Here is a 14,593-nt window from a genome sequence, read left to right as displayed (position 1 = left end):
CCTCCGAGCGGCGCCTTCCTTGTTTTTTAGTTGTCGAAGCCGACCTTGTCTACGAGTTCGCTTGCCTGCTTGCGATGGCTGACGATCTCGGACAAGGGCTTGCTGTCTATCTTCAGCTCGCCAAAGGATGCGATGATCGGATCGGCCGCGACGCCCGCCTTCACAGGATATTCGTAATTGGCCTCGGCATAGATCTTCTGCGCTTCGTCAGAGACGAGATATTCGAGAAGTTTGACGGCCTCAGCCTTGTTCGGTGAATGCTTGGCGATTGCCGCGCCGCTGATATTCACTTGCGTCCCGCCGTTCTTGAAGGTCGGCAGGACGACCTTGATGGCGTCGCCCCATTTGACCTGCTCTTCACCACCCTTGCCGGATCGCATCAAGCCAACATAATAGGAGTTGGCGATACCGATATCGCAAATACCGCCGAGGATATCCTTGGCCGCATCGCGATCGCCGCCGGCCGCCTTACGGGCGAGGTTGTCCTTGACACCCGTCAGCCATTTCTCGGCTTCTGCCGCGCCGTAATGGGCGATGTAGTCAGCAAACAGTGCCGTATTATAGGGGTGTTGACCCGAGCGTATGCAGATCTTGCCCTTCCATTTGAGATCGGCAAGCTCCTCGTAGTTGAATGTGCTGATGTCAAGATCCTTGGACGCATAGAGCACGCGGGCGCGCATCGAAAGCGCAAACCAGTTGCCCTTGGCATCACGCAGCTGTTCCGGGATAGCCGAGTTCAGCACAGATGATTCCACCGGTTGCGTTACGCCTTTATCGACCAGATCGACAAGGTTGCCGGCATCGACGGCCATCAGGATGTCAGCTGGCGAGCTGGCGCCCTCGGAGGCGACACGCTCTGCGAGGCCGTCCTTCAGGAAAATGGTATTGACCTTCGTACCGGTCGATTTGGTGAATGCCTCCAGAAGAGGTGCAATCAGAGCCGGTTCTCTCGTCGTGTAAAGGTTGATTTCTGCGGCAGCGGCGATGCCAGGCGACATCAGCGCCGAAGCAAGCAGCATGGATGTGAGGATAGAGCGCGAATTCATTATGTCCCTCCGCGAATGAATGCGTATTGCTTGCAGCAGTTCATGACCATGAAAGTCAAGTTTTCCCTGGAGGTTGAATCCAAATATCACGGAAACTTGATGAGGAGGTCAGCAGGATGCGCTCACAGTGAGCTTCAAAAAGCCAGCAGCCGCTCGGGGAGGATTGAGATCTCGATATTCTCCGCATCAACGGGCAACCGCTCCAAGGCTCTCGCCTTAAGCGGCACCTCAAGGCGATCGACCTTCAACGTGATCTGCTCGAATTCACCATGCAGAACACGATTTCTCGATACGAGCGGGGATTCCCGAGCCGGGGGACAGCGCAACAGCATGCGGCCGGATATAAACGGTCACAGAGCTTGCCGGCGGACGATCGAGCGTATAGGCGAAGTTACCGATCGCGGTCTCGATCCATCCGCCGCGGTAAACGCCGGGAACTTTGCTGGACGCGCAAAAAAACTCTGCCGCATAGGCATTCGTCGGACGGTCGTGAAGATCATAGGCGGAGCCGGACTGGACAATTTCACCTGCCCGCATCAGGACCACCTGGTCGCCGACAGAAAGTGCTTCCTGGGGATCATGCGTCACGATGATCACAGTCGTGCCAAGTGCCCTCAACAGGCTCAAGGTGTCGCTGCGTACCTTCCCGCGCAGACCCTGATCCAGATTGGAAAGGGCTCGTCCATCAGGACGATGCTCGGCCGGGGCGCCAGGGCGCGGGCGAGCGCGACACGCTGCTGTTCACCGCCGGAGAGGGTGTGCGGATAGCGATGCGTCAGATGTTCGATTCCGACCTTGCTGATCATCTCCTCTGCCCGCGCGGCTGCTTCGCCCTTCGGAAGTCGCTTGAGACCGAAGAGGACATTGTCCCGTACAGTCAGATGCGGAAAGAGAGCATAGTCCTGGAAGACGAAGCCGACGCCACGCACCTCCGGCTCGACGAAAGTGGCCGAACTTGCGACTTCGCGACCTTCGAGGACGATGCGGCCGGATTCCGGTATCTCGACACCGGCGATCATGCGCAGGAGCGTAGACTTGCCGCAACCGGAATGGCCCACGAGCGAAACCGCGTCTCCGCGCCGAATATGAAGAGAAAGATCGCGCACGGCTGCAGTGATGCCGAAGCGACGGCTAACATTTTCCAGTCGTACTGCGATTTCGCTCATTTCAGCTTTCATGCTCGCCGGCGGGTTCCAGTGCAAGTCCTGAGGCACCCATAGATCATAGAGACACGAATTGGGACAAGCGCGATCTGTCCCTCAAATGCGGCGAGATATTCGCTGTCTCGTGCTTCACACGCTCCTGGAGGGTTAGAAGTGACGCCGGCTGGCATCGCGGGCCGGAAGGCGGAGGAGACCCCCCGCTCTGCTGGAACGACTTCTGCCGGTCATGCGCGCAGTCAACTCAACTTGATCTCGCTGTCATTTCGAATATCCGCCGTGCTCGTCATAGATCTCGATCTGGCCGGGGTCGAGAACCTGTGTCACCTCCAGATGCGCCGCGAGGTGGATGAACCTCAGCCGCGACCGGCTCGCCTCGGCCTTAGCGACAAGGAACTCCAAGTGCTGTTTCCGTAATGGTCCTGTTCCTGAACGCGGCATCGAGTTTCCGCTCGGCGTCGACGAAGATCCTGCCTTCCGCAGACGCTCGGGCCTGCATCAGGAGCAGACACGCAAGCGCGGAAATCGCCAATCTGAAGACCCTTGCCGCTCGTCTCGAGTCATGGCTCGCATGAAACGACGGCGTGCTGCCGTCGAAGGGCGAATGGAAGGCGCTGGCGGAGGATATCGGCGTATCGCCGGAAGCGCTCTATCGGGAACTGTCGAAACGACGCCGTTCCTTTGTACGATTCGGAACATAACCTGCGGCCACCGCGCAAGCACGGTGGCGCAGGCGATCAAGACGGCCGATCCTGAGGCTTTCGCCAGCATCGACCTTGCGGCCAAGGTTCAAACGAAGAACGATCCAATCGCGATCAATTCTGCCATTCAGGCCTAGGCGTCACCGCGGCAACTCATAGGTCTGCGGTGAACGTCGATACGCTTCTTCACACTGCGGCGAACAAAACCACGGCCCATCGGGGGCGGCGCGCCTGTAGGATGAATAGGGTGCATGCATCTTGCACACCGGATCGATCCAGGCCGGGTCGGCCGACGGAGCGAGCTCGATCTCGAAGAGAGGGACTTCATCGGCTACCGATCTAAGCGCCACCATTCCGAGATCGCGCACCAGGATGCCTCGGGCGGCGGCCGCCTCAGCAATGGATTGGGTGGCAAGCAACTGACCCGGCGATGCGAGCGCAGCGATTCGCGCGGCAATATTGACCGTGGATCCAAAGAGATCGCCTGCTCTGCAAATGACAGGCCCATGGTTCAGCCCTGCCCGAGTGAGCGGGAGACGCGGTTCCTTGCGGCATGCCTGCAACAGCGTTCCGAGCACCTGGATCGCCGTTTCCGGCTCAGGGAACGAGAGCATCGCCTCGTCGCCGATCCATTTGATCGGAGGTGCATAGCCACTGAGGGCGTCGCGCACCATGTTCTCGAACACCTCGAGCACATCGAGCGCGGCCGCGTCACCATAAACATCCGCAATCGCACTGAATCCGGCGATATCTATGAACGCAACGGTGGCCAGCATTTTCGCCGCATCCTCTCGCTGCCTCGCATGGCTCTGCATCACCGCTCCTGCTGACGCTTGTTGGCTCCATCAAAGAGCTCGAACCAAGGCACCCTGGAAAGCTCCGAATATCGTCCCACCGATTATCGAAGATATCGGGATCGAACTCAACATGAGAGCGGCAATCCGACGTCGAGCCAGCCTAGGCGGAAGCTTGAAGAAGGCGCGCAAATGCCAGGTTCCAAGCGTTCGCCGCTCATTCCATTCTGAATCTGGCGGCAGGTCGTACAGGTCTGGAGCATGAGGTGAAACGCATGCTCCGCCGGCATCGCCGAGAGTGCCTGTTCGTTGCGGACGTGGGTGCCGATCGGCCCGCCGCCGATGGCCTCGCCCGGCTTCGTCCGCATGTCGGCCGTCATCGGTCCTGGATTTTTTTCGCGGCGGCGTCGAGCGCGACGGCGTAATCGCGCAGGTCGTTCGCGATGCGGTCGAACCGCTCCCGTTCCTCGAGGATGTTCGGCCTGGCCTTTGACTGCGCGCTGGCGGCCTCGGAGGCGAAATGTCCGGAGAGAACGACGCCGGACTTTTCGCGGATGGTATCGGCTGCCAGTCTGAACTCGGCAGACTTGTGGCTCGTCGGATCTTTGAACATGCCGGAGATCGTCTTCGCTGCGGCCGCCATGGCCTTCATGTCCGCCTGCGGGACGGCGACGACGTCCTCCGCAGCCGTCGACGAGATGGCAGTCATCAGGACCGCTCCCGCGAAGGAGAGCAGTCCGAGCCCTTTCCAGTGATCAGCCTGCCTCATCGACCCGCCGTCAGTGTACGATGCGTGCGCGGGTATCGGTTGTCATCTGGGCAGGAAGAGGCGAACGCCCCTCCCCGGTTACGCCGCCATCTTGCGGCAGCTCTCGGCACAGCGACGGCAAGCCTCGACGCAGCTCCGCATGTCGCCTATGCGTTCGCCGTTCTCGGCGCACATATTTCAGCGCATTCCCGGCAGATCTCCGCACAGGCCATCATCAGCCTGAAGTGCTGCTGGGCGTGCGGCTGGTTCTTCGTATCATGCAGCCACGCCAGATAAGCCCGCCCAACACGTGGGCCGCGCGGGCCGCAACGATGCTTCACCATGCATTCTACGCAGCAATCATCGGGCAAGCCTGCATGGGATTTCTCGCAAGCTACTTCTGGTTCGGGATCGCGCCATACCACGTCATCGGCTCCAGGATCATCCTGGCGATGGTGAGCTCCATTTCGCTGCGGCGGCCTGGCACACGCTGGTTGCCCGAGACGATACCGTAGACCGGATGCTGCTGCCGTGCCGGAAGTCAGCTGGCAATTTGTAGAGTCGCTAGTGTCAGCACGACGTAGCGCCCCGTTTTTGCGACGAATACCAGGATCGTGAAGGCTAGCAGCGGCTCCTTGAGGACTCCCGCGACAACCGTGAGAGCGTCTCCAAAGACCGGCATCCAGGAAAGCAGCAGCGTCCACTTCCCGTATTTCCTGTACCAGCGGGACGAACGTTCGAGCGCTTCCTCGCCCACTGGAAACCAGCGCCGATCCCGGAACCGTTCGATGCCGCGCCCGAGAAACCAGTTGACGATGCTTCCAAGCGTGTTTCCGACGCTGGCGACGGCGAGCAGAACCAGGACTGGGAACTTGCCCGTGAGAAGAAGGCCGACCAGCACGGGCTCGGACTGCATCGGCAGTATCGTCGCCGCACCGAAGGCGGCAGTGAACAGGCCCGTGTAGGATGCAAGATCAATCATCATCAAAAATGAACGGCTCCTATTGACCTTGCCACCGTTGGAAGCCCCAGCTTGTGCACCACCTGATGATCGCCACATAAAGGCCTCGAACATCAATGACACAAGAGTTGCAGTTGAAATCGGACGGCTTTGCATGTAGTCCGAGGAGCATGGGCAAGATGTACCGGATCACGTTGAGCAGATTGCTCGTGATGATGCGGCTGGTGATCATCGTATCACTGGTGGGGTACTCGCTGTCGAACGCCAACGCGGCGATGCATGGCTCCTTTTTTCCCGAGATCAAAGTCGTGTCCACGGACGTGATGCCTTCCCATGAAGGTCACGACATGGCGGCGGTGGCCGATCATGATCATTCGCATGGCGACATGTCTCATGATGGCGATGGCGCGTCGAAGCTCGTCAAGCAGGAATGCTGCAAGGACTTCTGCGGCGGCTTTGGCATCATCTGCGAAGGCCCCGACGTCGGCGGACCCGTCGTGACCTCGATTCGGCAGTTCGCCGACGATCGTACGACCCTCGGCGAACTGCCGGATCTCCATCGTCCCCCGAATATCTGATTAGAGACGCACCCGCGTGATCGGGTCCATGTCGGTCGCCTGCCTGAATTCAGGCGGGTGCCGTAGGCTATCTCTTATTCGGAAAATTCATGATGAAACCCTCGCTTTTTGTGGTGGGGCTGCCGCTTGTTGTCGGCGGCTGCGCATCCATGCTTCCTCCCGACGTGGTGGCTTTCCCCGCCGCGATCGAAGAGCCGTCTCCCCGCCCGGTCACATACCGGTCGCCGATCTCGGGCTACGTCGTCAGGCAGCCGGTCGATCCAAAGCCATGGCGCAGACAGAACGATCTGCAGTCTCCAGCGAAGGGAGACGCCTCATGATCGGCCTCGGAAAAATCGTCACGGTGCTGGCGTTCCCGCTGATCCTGAGCGGCTGCGTCACGAGCGCCGAATATTCAAGCAAGCAGGCAGGTTTTGCTTCCGTTGCCGACAAGACGGCGATGGTGACCACGAAGCAGACGGTCTGGGTACAGAACCAGAGCCAGGCCCGCTCGGCGGCTGCGCAGGTCAAAAGCCTGCTCGCACAAAAGAAGCCGCTCGGCGTCGAGACGGCGGTCCAGATCGCCCTCTTGAACAACAAGGGCCTGCAAGCCGCCTACGCCGATCTCGGCGACAGCGCCGCCGACGCCTGGCAGTCGACAATGTTCATCAACCCGACCATTTCCATCGGCATGACGGGAATAGGCACCCCGGAACTTGAGGCCTTCAAGACCATCGAGGGGATGATCACGACGAACATCTTGGCGCTCGCGACGAGAAACCGGGACATCGCGATAGCCGACACCCGCTTCCGCCAGGCGCAGTTGACAGCGGCCGTGCGAACGCTGCAGGTCGCCGCCGACGCGCGGCGTGCCTGGATCGGTGCGGTGGCGGCCTGGGAGAACGTCGGCCAGCTCCAGCGAGCCCAGGCTGCGGCAGACGCCGCTTCGGAGCTCGCGGAGAAGCTGGGCGAGACAGGCGCGATGGCCAAGGGCGCCCAGGCCCGCGAGCACGTGTTCGTCGCCGAACTCGCCGGAGAGACGGCGAAGGCCCGACTGGCGGCACGGCTTGCCAAGGAGGAGCTGACCCGGCTCATGGGCCTGTGGGGCTCGGACCTTGATTACCAGGTTCCGAACGACCTGCCGCCGCTACCGAAATCCGTTGTCAAACGGGACACTATCGAGGCCGAGGCTCTTAAGAACCGCATCGACCTTCAGGTCGCGAAGCTCGAACTCGAAGCCACCGCCAGATCGTACGGCCTCACCGAGGCGACACGCTATGTCACCGACCTCGAAATCCTGACCGGCTTTGAAACGGAACGGGAAATTGAGGACGACGAGAAGAAGACGGAAACGACAGCCCAGGTCGAACTGGAATTCGCCATTCCGATCTTCGACACCGGCAAGGCCCGGATGCGTAAGGCCGAGGCGGCCTACATGCGGGCTGCGAACCTGCTTGCGGAAAAGGCCGTCAACGTCCGCTCGGAGGCGAGGTCCGCCTACGAGGCCTATCGCTCGAATTACGACATCGCCCGGCACTACCGCAACAGCGTGGTGCCGCTGCGCACGAAGGTCGAGGAGGAATCCCTACTGACCTACAACGGCATGATCTCGAACACTTTCGAGCTGCTGACCGACACGCGCGACAAGATCAACTCCATCCTGCTCTCCGTCAACGCAAAGCGCGACTTCTGGCTCGCCGAAGCCAATCTCGCACCAGCGATCCATGGCGGCGGCGCGACGACCGCATCGGCAGAGACCGAAGTTGCCGCTGCCTCCGAAGGCGGCGGTGGCGGCGGCCATTGAGAAAGGAACTCACCATGTTCAACAGACGACAACTGTTCGGTGCCAGCGCTGCCCTGCTGGCGGCAGGCGCCTGGACCAAGACGTCGGCCATGGGCCTGCCCGACGCGCCGACAATGGACTCGGCAGACATGCAGCCGCCGCTCCATCCGACCTCGGGACCGGACTATCAGCCGGTGGTCACCCTCAACGGCTGGACCCTGCCCCACCGGATGAACAATGGCGTCAAGGAGTTCCATCTCGTCGCCGAGCCGGTCGAACGCGAGATGGCCGAGGGCATGACGGCCTATCTCTGGGGCTACAATGGCCAATCGCCGGGACCGACAATCGAGGCCGTCGAAGGCGACCGCGTCCGCATATTCGTTACCAACAAGCTGCCGGAGCACACGACGATCCACTGGCACGGCATGATCCTGCCGTCCGGCATGGATGGCGTCGGCGGCCTGACGCAGCCGCACATCCCCGTTGGGAAGACCTACGTCTACGAGTTCGATCTCGTGAAATCAGGCACCTTCATGTACCACCCGCATTCCGACGAGATGGTACAGATGGCGATGGGCATGATGGGCTTCTTCGTCGTCCATCCGAAGGACCCGACGTTCATGCCCGTCGACCGCGACTTCGTCTTCCTGCTCAACGCCTACGACATTGACCCCGGCTCCTACGTGCCGCGCGTCATGGAGATGACCGACTTCAACATGTGGTGCTGGAACAGCCGCGTGTTTCCGGGCATCAGCCCGCTGGTCGTCTCGAAGAACGACAGGGTGCGCGTGCGCGTCGGCAATCTGACGATGACCAACCACCCCATCCACATGCATGGCTACGACTTCGAGGTGACATGCACGGATGGCGGCTGGGTGCGACCGGAAGCACGCTGGCCGGAGGTCAGCATCGACATCCCGGTCGGTGCGATGCGGGCCTACGAGTTCGACGCCAAATATCTCGGCGACTGGGCGATCCACTGCCACAAGTCGCATCACACGATGAACGCCATGGGTCACGACATCCCGACCTTCATTGGCGCTGACAAGTCGAAGGTCGCCGAGAAGATCAGGAAGCTGCAGCCGGAATACATGCCAATGGGCACCAAGGGCATGGCCGACATGGGCGAAATGGAAATGCCCATCCCCGAGAACACCGTTCCGATGATGACCGGCTGGGGCAAGTACGGCCCCATCGAAATGGGCGGCATGTTCTCGGTCGTGAAGGTCCGCGAGGGCATCTCGGCGGACGACTACGCCGATCCGGGCTGGTACGAAAACCCGCCCGGAACGCAAGCCTGGGAGTGGACCGGCGACCTGCCGGACGCGACCAAGGCCAATGACGCGAAAACGCAAATCACTACGAAGCCCGTCAAAGGATGACGGCCCCATACCTCTCAACTGCAAAGGAACAGAAATGAAGAAACTTCTAATCGCAGCCACACTCACGGCCCTCGCTACGCCCGCCCTCGCCTCCGGGAACCATGCCGGCGGCCACGGTGAAAAAATGGCGGTCGGAGAACCAGGCGACAAGGCCAAGGCGACCCAGACGATCCGCGTCACGATGAAGGAAACCGACGACGGGAAGATGTTGTTCACGCCCGCGGTCTTCAAAGTTCGCAAGGGGCAGACGGTCAAGATCGAGATCAAGAACGCCGGCACCATCGACCATGAATTCGTGCTCGATCAGGAAGACAAGATCCTGGAGCACAAGAAGGTCATGGAGAAGTTCCCGGAAATGGAACATGCCGACCCCAATTCGATCCGCCTTCCGGCCGGTCAGTCGGGCGAGATCGTCTGGAAGTTCACCACGGACGGTGAATTCAAGTTCGCCTGCCTGATTCCTGGCCACTACGAAGCCGGGATGCATGGCGACGTCAGCGTCGCCGGAAAGTAATCGAAACCAAGGAGCCACGAACATGAAAACTGTAATGATCAAAATCGGTGTCGCCGCCCTGCTCTCCGCCAGCGCGGCCTTCGGGGCTTTCGCCCAGGAATTCACCAAGGGCGTCGTCAACAAGGTCGATGCCAAGGCGAAGAAGGTCACCATCAAGCATGAAGACCTGAAGAACCTCGACATGCCCGCGATGACGATGGTCTTCCGCGTCGAAGACCCGGCTCTGCTCGAAAAGCTGAAGGAAGGATCGAACATCGATTTCGTTGCCGAACGCGTGAATGGCAAGCTGACCGTCACCGAAGTAAAATAACGTGCGGCTGCCGCCCGGACCCAGCCGGGCGGCAGCACTTCAAGGAGTGGAGGCCATGCACAGAAGAAGCTTTATCGCGATCGCGGCGTCCGTCCTCGCGCTCCCGGGCGGACGGGCCATCGCCGGCCCGGCGAAGATGACGGTCTACAAGGATCCGAACTGTGGCTGCTGTCATGAATGGTCGAAGGCGATGGCTGCGGCAGGCTTTTCTGTCGACGCCCGCGACACCGACGACCTCGCAGCGGTCAAGGCGCGGCTGGCTGTGCCCGCCGATTTGGAGGGCTGCCACACCGCCGTTGTCGAGAAATACTACCTCGAGGGACACGTGCCGCTCGCGGCCGTCCAAAGACTGCTGCGGGAGCGACCGCCGCTAAGCGGGCTGGCCGTGCCGGGCATGCCGCCCGGTTCATTGGGAATGGGCGAGGACCCACAGGCTTCATATGACGTCCATGCGATCCCCTCAGGGGCCGGCGCAAGTTACGTGTTCATGGAAGTCCGCCCCGGAAAGGGTTGACGCTGCAAAGGGCGAGCCAGTCCGCCTCGAAGCCCCCGCCTCAACAAGAGTTCAGATTCGCGCGCTCAAGTTTCAGCATGGCTGGCTTCGCTTGTGCCTTTCAGCATGCCATGAGATGCTCCGGCGCGAGAAATGGCCCCGGACAGAAGCATGCGCGACTATCTGAAAAGCAAGGACTTTCACCGACATATGCGGTCGCTGCTGGCCTCGCGATTTCAGGAACTCGGCTGGGAATCGCAAGCGACTGGCAGATGCAGTTTTGTCCGTGGCAGAAGGATTTTCTGGTTACAGATATCCCAATATTCGAACGGCCTGATCGGCGCCAAATTTACCATCAACATGACCGAGGGCTCCGGCGCCGCCAGCGACACCCGGATATTGCGTCACCTGAACGACGCGGATCGAGCCGCTGGCAAAGCTGTGGAAGAGCGCATCTTCGCGCGCCTTCCCAGGCCGGATCCCGATCCAGACGTTGACGTCGTCGGCGACAACGGCCAAACCGTATCGGTAAAACTCGGCGATCTGGCCAAGGCAAACCCCAGACAATGGGATGGCCCTTTCGACGTCTGGCTGCCTTACTTCAGCAAAACCGATCTCGACGATTGGGCTGCCTTCCTCCTGCCGCGCCTCGACCGGCTGGTCGCGTCATCCTCGCCTGAAATGACCGATCCGTTGCTATGGGCTCAGCGGTTTCGCAAACTCGTTGGTTTTCTTCGCCGGAAATAAGCGATACGCACCGACGGTCACACCCCGTCTCACCCACCTGAATAAATGCCACCACCGATCAACGACCGCGCTCCGTCCCGTGGCGCGGAGAAGAGGGTTTCAGTGGTCATTATCAGCGAGACGGTGCCGCGGCTGCCCCTTCATCCGAGACACCGCGGACGCGACAGGTTTTTCTAACCGGCCACCGGCTTCAGATCCACCAGCGCCTTGATCGGCAAATGGTCCGAGGCGATGCGCGCCAGCGGCGTGTCATGCGCTTCCACTTCGGTGATGATCCCCTTGCGGTTGGCGATGATGCGGTCGAGGGCGAGCAGCGGCAAGCCGGCGGGAAAGCTGGGTACCGCGGGCGGCAGCTCTCCGAAGGCGGATTGGAAAGTGTTGAGCGAGGAGCGGTCGCCGAGCCGCCATTCGTTGAGGTCGCCGAGCAAGATGGTCGGCATTTCGTGTCTGTCCTTGATCAGTTCGACCAGTGTGTGGGCCTGCTGGGCTCTGTTATGGCGCAGCAGGCCGAAATGCGCGGCGATGATGCGCAGCACGCCGCCCTCTTCCAGCTCGATCTCGGCGACGAGGGCGCCGCGCGGCTCCAGCCCCGGCAGCTTGACCTGGTGCACGTCATGCACCAGCCCTTTCTTGAAGAGTACGACATTGCCGTGCCAGCCATGCGCCTTTGCCATGCCGGCGATCGGCACCGGGATCAGTCCCGTCTCCCGCTCCAGGCGGCCGAGGTCGAGAATCCCCGTGCGCTCGCCAAAACGGGTATCGGCCTCCTGCAGCGCGATGACATCGGCACCGATTTCGTGAATCACCCGGCTGGTGCGTTCGGGATCGAAGCGGCGGTCGGTGCCGACGCATTTGTGCACATTGTAGGAGGCGATCAACGTTCCGGCGCTTCGCGGCCTTGCCTCCATATGCGCCGCGTCGAGCCGCTTTTTCCTGCTCCTGATCGAGGCGAGGATACTGGCGGGAAGACTGTCTTTCCTGGCGTGCATCGGGCGGCGCACTTGTTCCGTTGATCAAAGGGCTACTCATTCCGCAGTATAGGCGGCCGAGCCGAACTTGCCACGTCAGAACGCAAAAAATCCGTCAAAGATAGGGCGAACCGAGCCACAGCACCTTCTCGATCAGCCGCATCGGGAAGGGTCGCGCACGCAAGCCCTCCAGCGTCACCAGCGTCGCCGCTTTCAGGGTTTCGTCGATATGCTCGTCGATCTCGGCAGCAAAGCCCTCGTTCAGCACCTCGAGATCGACCTCGAAATTCAGTCTCAGCGAGCGCGGGTCGAGATTGGAAGAGCCGACATAGGCCCAGGTGCCGTCGATGGTCAGCAATTTCGAATGGCTGAAGCTGCCGGTCGAGCGCCAGATGCGGCAATAGTTCTTGAGGATCTGATCGAATTGCGCCGTCATCGCCCGGTCGACCAGCATGAGGTTGTTGACGTCAGGCACGATGATATCGACATCGACGCCCCGGCGCGCCGCCGTCACCAGGGCACTGATCAATTCGCGGTCCGGCAGAAAATAGGGCGACATGATACGGATCGATTGGCGCGCGACGGAAAAGGCGCCCATCAGCATCTTGTGGTTGGTTTCGACGCTGCGATCCGGCCCGGAAGCGACGACGCGCATCAGGATGGGATCGCCGGGGTTGCGCTGCGGCGGTTCGATGCGCCAGGCTTCACCGTTCAACAGCTCCTCAGTGGTGAAACGCCAGTCTTCGGCGGCAAGGTCGAAGAGGTCGGCGACGACAGGGCCGGTGACGCTGAAATGCGTATCATGGGCGAAGCTTTCGCCCGTCGCCTCTTCGCTGAAGCCCGCCCTGATATTCATTCCGCCCGTCAGCGCAATACGGCCGTCGACGATCAGGATCTTGCGGTGGGTGCGCAGATTGGCATAGGGCAGCCGCAAGCCCATGATGACGTTGCCGTTGAAAACGGCGACGGTGACCCCGCCCTCTTTGAGATAGCCGAGAATGCTCGGCACCGAATAACGCGCGCCGACCGCATCGATCAGCACCCGCACCGCAACGCCGCGCTTGACCGCCGCAATCAGCGCGTCGGCGATGCGCAGCCCGATCGCGTCGCGGTCGAAAATATAGGTTTCGAGCAGGATGCTGCGGCTCGCCTCGTCGATGGCTGATTTCATCGCCGCATAGGCCTCGTCGCCGGTCTCCAGCATGTCGATCGCATTGCCCGAGGTCAGCGGGTTGCGGGTCACCCGGTCGCCCAGCGTCTGCAGCGCCGCAAAGCGGCGGCCGAACTGGCTGATCACCGTCTCGGCCTCGGCGTCGAAGGTCTCCAGCCCGTCGATGCCGGGCGCAAGCAGCAGGGCGTCGCGGCGAATGCTCAGCGATTTGCGGCGGATGCGGTTGATGCCGGCAATCGCATAAAGCAGCGCGCCGACGATCGGAGACAGGATGATGACGCCGACCCAGCCGATCGCGGCGCGCACTTCCTCCTTGGTCATGGCGGCGTGGATCGCCGCCGCAGCCCCCATGGCGACCGAAACGACAAAGAGGATATGCGGCCAGTAGGTCGACAGGAGATAGAACATCGCTGGCCAATATAGCTGCGAAACGGCGGCGTTCAATTGCGCCGGCTCTCTCCCATGGCGCGAAATTTCTCGCGCGTTGCCATTCTTCCGCAGGCGGCGCCGGCTCGGACGCGGGAACAATCCCCGTTGCGAGCGATTGATCCCGAGGAAACGAGGATCGCGATCATGAATATCGCCGCAAACCTCGGCCCGGCCTTGATGCTCGAAGTCGCGGATGCGGACAGCATTGCCAAACTGCGCCATCAGGCCGAAGGCTGCACCCGCTGTGACCTCTACAGGAACGCCACGCAGATCGTCTTCGGCGAAGGCTCAGACAAGGCCGAGATCGTTCTTGTCGGGGAGCAACCGGGCGACCGGGAAGATATCGCCGGCAGGCCTTTTGTCGGCCCCGCCGGCCGTCTGCTCGACCACTGTCTCGAAGAAGCCGGTCTCGATCGCGAGCGCTGCTACGTCACCAATGCGGTCAAGCATTTCAAATTCACACCGCGCGGCAAACGGCGCCTGCATGCCAAACCCAATGCCGGCGAGATCCGGCGTTGCGCCTGGTGGCTCGGCGCCGAACTCAACATCCTGCAGCCGAAGCTTGTCGTGGCGCTGGGCGCAAGCGCGCTCTACGCACTGCTTGGACCGAAGGCGAAACTGACGCCGGAGCGCGGCCATATCTTGCAGCCGAGGAACCATCCGCCCGTTCTCGTCACCATCCATCCTTCCTTTCTCCTGCGCATCCGTGACGACAAGGAGAAGCACCAACAGCGCCAGGCGTTTGTGTCAGATCTGCACAAGGCGGCGGAATTTCAGTCTCGATGAATGCCGATTCTCAACTCTGATATGCTGCGACGCGAAATATTTA

At 61.2% G+C, this 14,593-nt stretch carries 17 protein-coding genes and 3 pseudogenes; 10 read left to right on the top strand and 10 right to left on the bottom strand.

Features of this window, described 5'->3' with window-relative positions; all coding sequences use genetic code 11:
- Positions 1-26 precede the first annotated feature (26 nt).
- From MHI61_RS05790 to MHI61_RS05755, 7 genes and pseudogenes are all read right to left on the bottom strand, one after another.
- Positions 27-1,019, bottom strand: a complete 993-nt coding sequence (locus MHI61_RS05790; protein ID WP_239789782.1) for a Fe(3+) ABC transporter substrate-binding protein — start codon at positions 1,017-1,019, stop codon at positions 27-29.
- 291 nt (positions 1,020-1,310) lie between these two features.
- Entirely contained in the window at positions 1,311-1,643 is a 333-nt protein-coding gene (locus tag MHI61_RS05785) for a hypothetical protein (protein ID WP_239789570.1), read from the bottom strand.
- 26 nt (positions 1,644-1,669) lie between these two features.
- Entirely contained in the window at positions 1,670-2,212 is a 543-nt protein-coding gene (locus tag MHI61_RS05780) for an ATP-binding cassette domain-containing protein (protein ID WP_239789569.1), read from the bottom strand.
- A gap of 255 nt (positions 2,213-2,467) precedes the next feature.
- Positions 2,468-2,608 (bottom strand): hypothetical protein, encoded by a 141-nt coding sequence (locus tag MHI61_RS05775; RefSeq protein WP_239789568.1) that lies wholly within the window; start codon positions 2,606-2,608, stop codon positions 2,468-2,470.
- A 439-nt stretch (positions 2,609-3,047) separates the two neighbouring features.
- Positions 3,048-3,683, bottom strand: a complete 636-nt coding sequence (locus tag MHI61_RS05765) for an adenylate/guanylate cyclase domain-containing protein (RefSeq protein ID WP_239789567.1) — start codon at positions 3,681-3,683, stop codon at positions 3,048-3,050.
- Between the two features lie 235 nt (positions 3,684-3,918).
- Positions 3,919-4,470: pseudogene (locus MHI61_RS05760) on the bottom strand (cytochrome c).
- A gap of 78 nt (positions 4,471-4,548) precedes the next feature.
- Positions 4,549-4,658: pseudogene (locus MHI61_RS05755) on the bottom strand (four-helix bundle copper-binding protein); the annotation flags it as partial.
- A gap of 36 nt (positions 4,659-4,694) precedes the next feature.
- Here MHI61_RS05755 and MHI61_RS05750 point away from each other — a divergent pair.
- A pseudogene (locus tag MHI61_RS05750) lies at positions 4,695-5,008 on the top strand (cytochrome b/b6 domain-containing protein); the annotation flags it as partial.
- On the opposite strand, the gene MHI61_RS05745 reads toward MHI61_RS05750, so the two are convergent.
- Positions 4,991-5,431, bottom strand: coding sequence for a YqaA family protein (locus MHI61_RS05745; RefSeq protein ID WP_239789781.1), 441 nt, complete (start codon positions 5,429-5,431; stop codon positions 4,991-4,993). The pseudogene MHI61_RS05750 and the gene MHI61_RS05745 overlap by 18 nt on opposite strands.
- A 149-nt stretch (positions 5,432-5,580) precedes the next feature.
- Here MHI61_RS05745 and MHI61_RS05740 point away from each other — a divergent pair, with 149 nt between their 5' ends.
- The 8 genes from MHI61_RS05740 to MHI61_RS05705 all read left to right on the top strand — a co-directional run bounded on the left by MHI61_RS05740 (position 5,581) and on the right by MHI61_RS05705 (position 11,196).
- Positions 5,581-5,988 carry a hypothetical protein gene (locus tag MHI61_RS05740; RefSeq protein WP_239789566.1) on the top strand — a complete coding sequence of 136 codons (408 nt, stop codon included), beginning with the start codon at positions 5,581-5,583 and terminating at the stop codon, positions 5,986-5,988.
- A gap of 92 nt (positions 5,989-6,080) precedes the next feature.
- A complete protein-coding gene (locus MHI61_RS05735; RefSeq protein ID WP_239789780.1) occupies positions 6,081-6,308 on the top strand; it encodes a hypothetical protein in 228 nt (75 codons plus the stop codon).
- The gene (locus tag MHI61_RS05730) at positions 6,305-7,771 is read left to right on the top strand and encodes a TolC family protein (protein ID WP_239789565.1); all 1,467 of its coding nucleotides are present in this window, start codon (positions 6,305-6,307) and stop codon (positions 7,769-7,771) included. The genes MHI61_RS05735 and MHI61_RS05730 overlap by 4 nt, the downstream gene beginning before the upstream one ends.
- Before the next feature lie 14 nt (positions 7,772-7,785).
- Entirely contained in the window at positions 7,786-9,132 is a 1,347-nt protein-coding gene (locus tag MHI61_RS05725; RefSeq protein ID WP_239789564.1) for a copper oxidase, read from the top strand.
- A gap of 34 nt (positions 9,133-9,166) precedes the next feature.
- The gene (locus tag MHI61_RS05720; protein ID WP_239789563.1) at positions 9,167-9,646 is read left to right on the top strand and encodes a plastocyanin/azurin family copper-binding protein; all 480 of its coding nucleotides are present in this window, start codon (positions 9,167-9,169) and stop codon (positions 9,644-9,646) included.
- Positions 9,647-9,668: 22 nt separating this feature from the next.
- On the top strand, positions 9,669-9,956 hold the full coding sequence (locus MHI61_RS05715; RefSeq protein ID WP_239789562.1) for a copper-binding protein: 288 nt from the start codon (positions 9,669-9,671) through the stop codon (positions 9,954-9,956).
- Between the two features lie 55 nt (positions 9,957-10,011).
- A complete protein-coding gene (locus tag MHI61_RS05710; protein ID WP_239789561.1) occupies positions 10,012-10,470 on the top strand; it encodes a DUF411 domain-containing protein in 459 nt (152 codons plus the stop codon).
- Between the two features lie 150 nt (positions 10,471-10,620).
- The gene (locus MHI61_RS05705) at positions 10,621-11,196 is read left to right on the top strand and encodes a hypothetical protein (protein ID WP_239789560.1); all 576 of its coding nucleotides are present in this window, start codon (positions 10,621-10,623) and stop codon (positions 11,194-11,196) included.
- 173 nt (positions 11,197-11,369) lie between these two features.
- On the opposite strand, the gene MHI61_RS05700 is transcribed toward MHI61_RS05705, so the two are convergent.
- On the bottom strand, positions 11,370-12,185 hold the full coding sequence (locus tag MHI61_RS05700; RefSeq protein WP_239789559.1) for an endonuclease/exonuclease/phosphatase family protein: 816 nt from the start codon (positions 12,183-12,185) through the stop codon (positions 11,370-11,372).
- Between the two features lie 94 nt (positions 12,186-12,279).
- The gene (locus tag MHI61_RS05695) at positions 12,280-13,743 is read right to left on the bottom strand and encodes a phosphatidylserine/phosphatidylglycerophosphate/cardiolipin synthase family protein (protein WP_239789779.1); all 1,464 of its coding nucleotides are present in this window, start codon (positions 13,741-13,743) and stop codon (positions 12,280-12,282) included.
- Positions 13,744-13,908: 165 nt separating this feature from the next.
- Here MHI61_RS05695 and MHI61_RS05690 point away from each other — a divergent pair, with 165 nt between their 5' ends.
- A complete protein-coding gene (locus MHI61_RS05690) occupies positions 13,909-14,550 on the top strand; it encodes a UdgX family uracil-DNA binding protein (RefSeq protein ID WP_239789558.1) in 642 nt (213 codons plus the stop codon).
- Positions 14,551-14,593: the final 43 nt, after the last annotated feature.

This window comes from Rhizobium sp. K102 (assembly GCF_022385315.1).
Taxonomy (GTDB): domain Bacteria; phylum Pseudomonadota; class Alphaproteobacteria; order Rhizobiales; family Rhizobiaceae; genus Rhizobium; species Rhizobium croatiense.
This window is presented reverse-complemented; position numbering and strand designations above follow the sequence as displayed.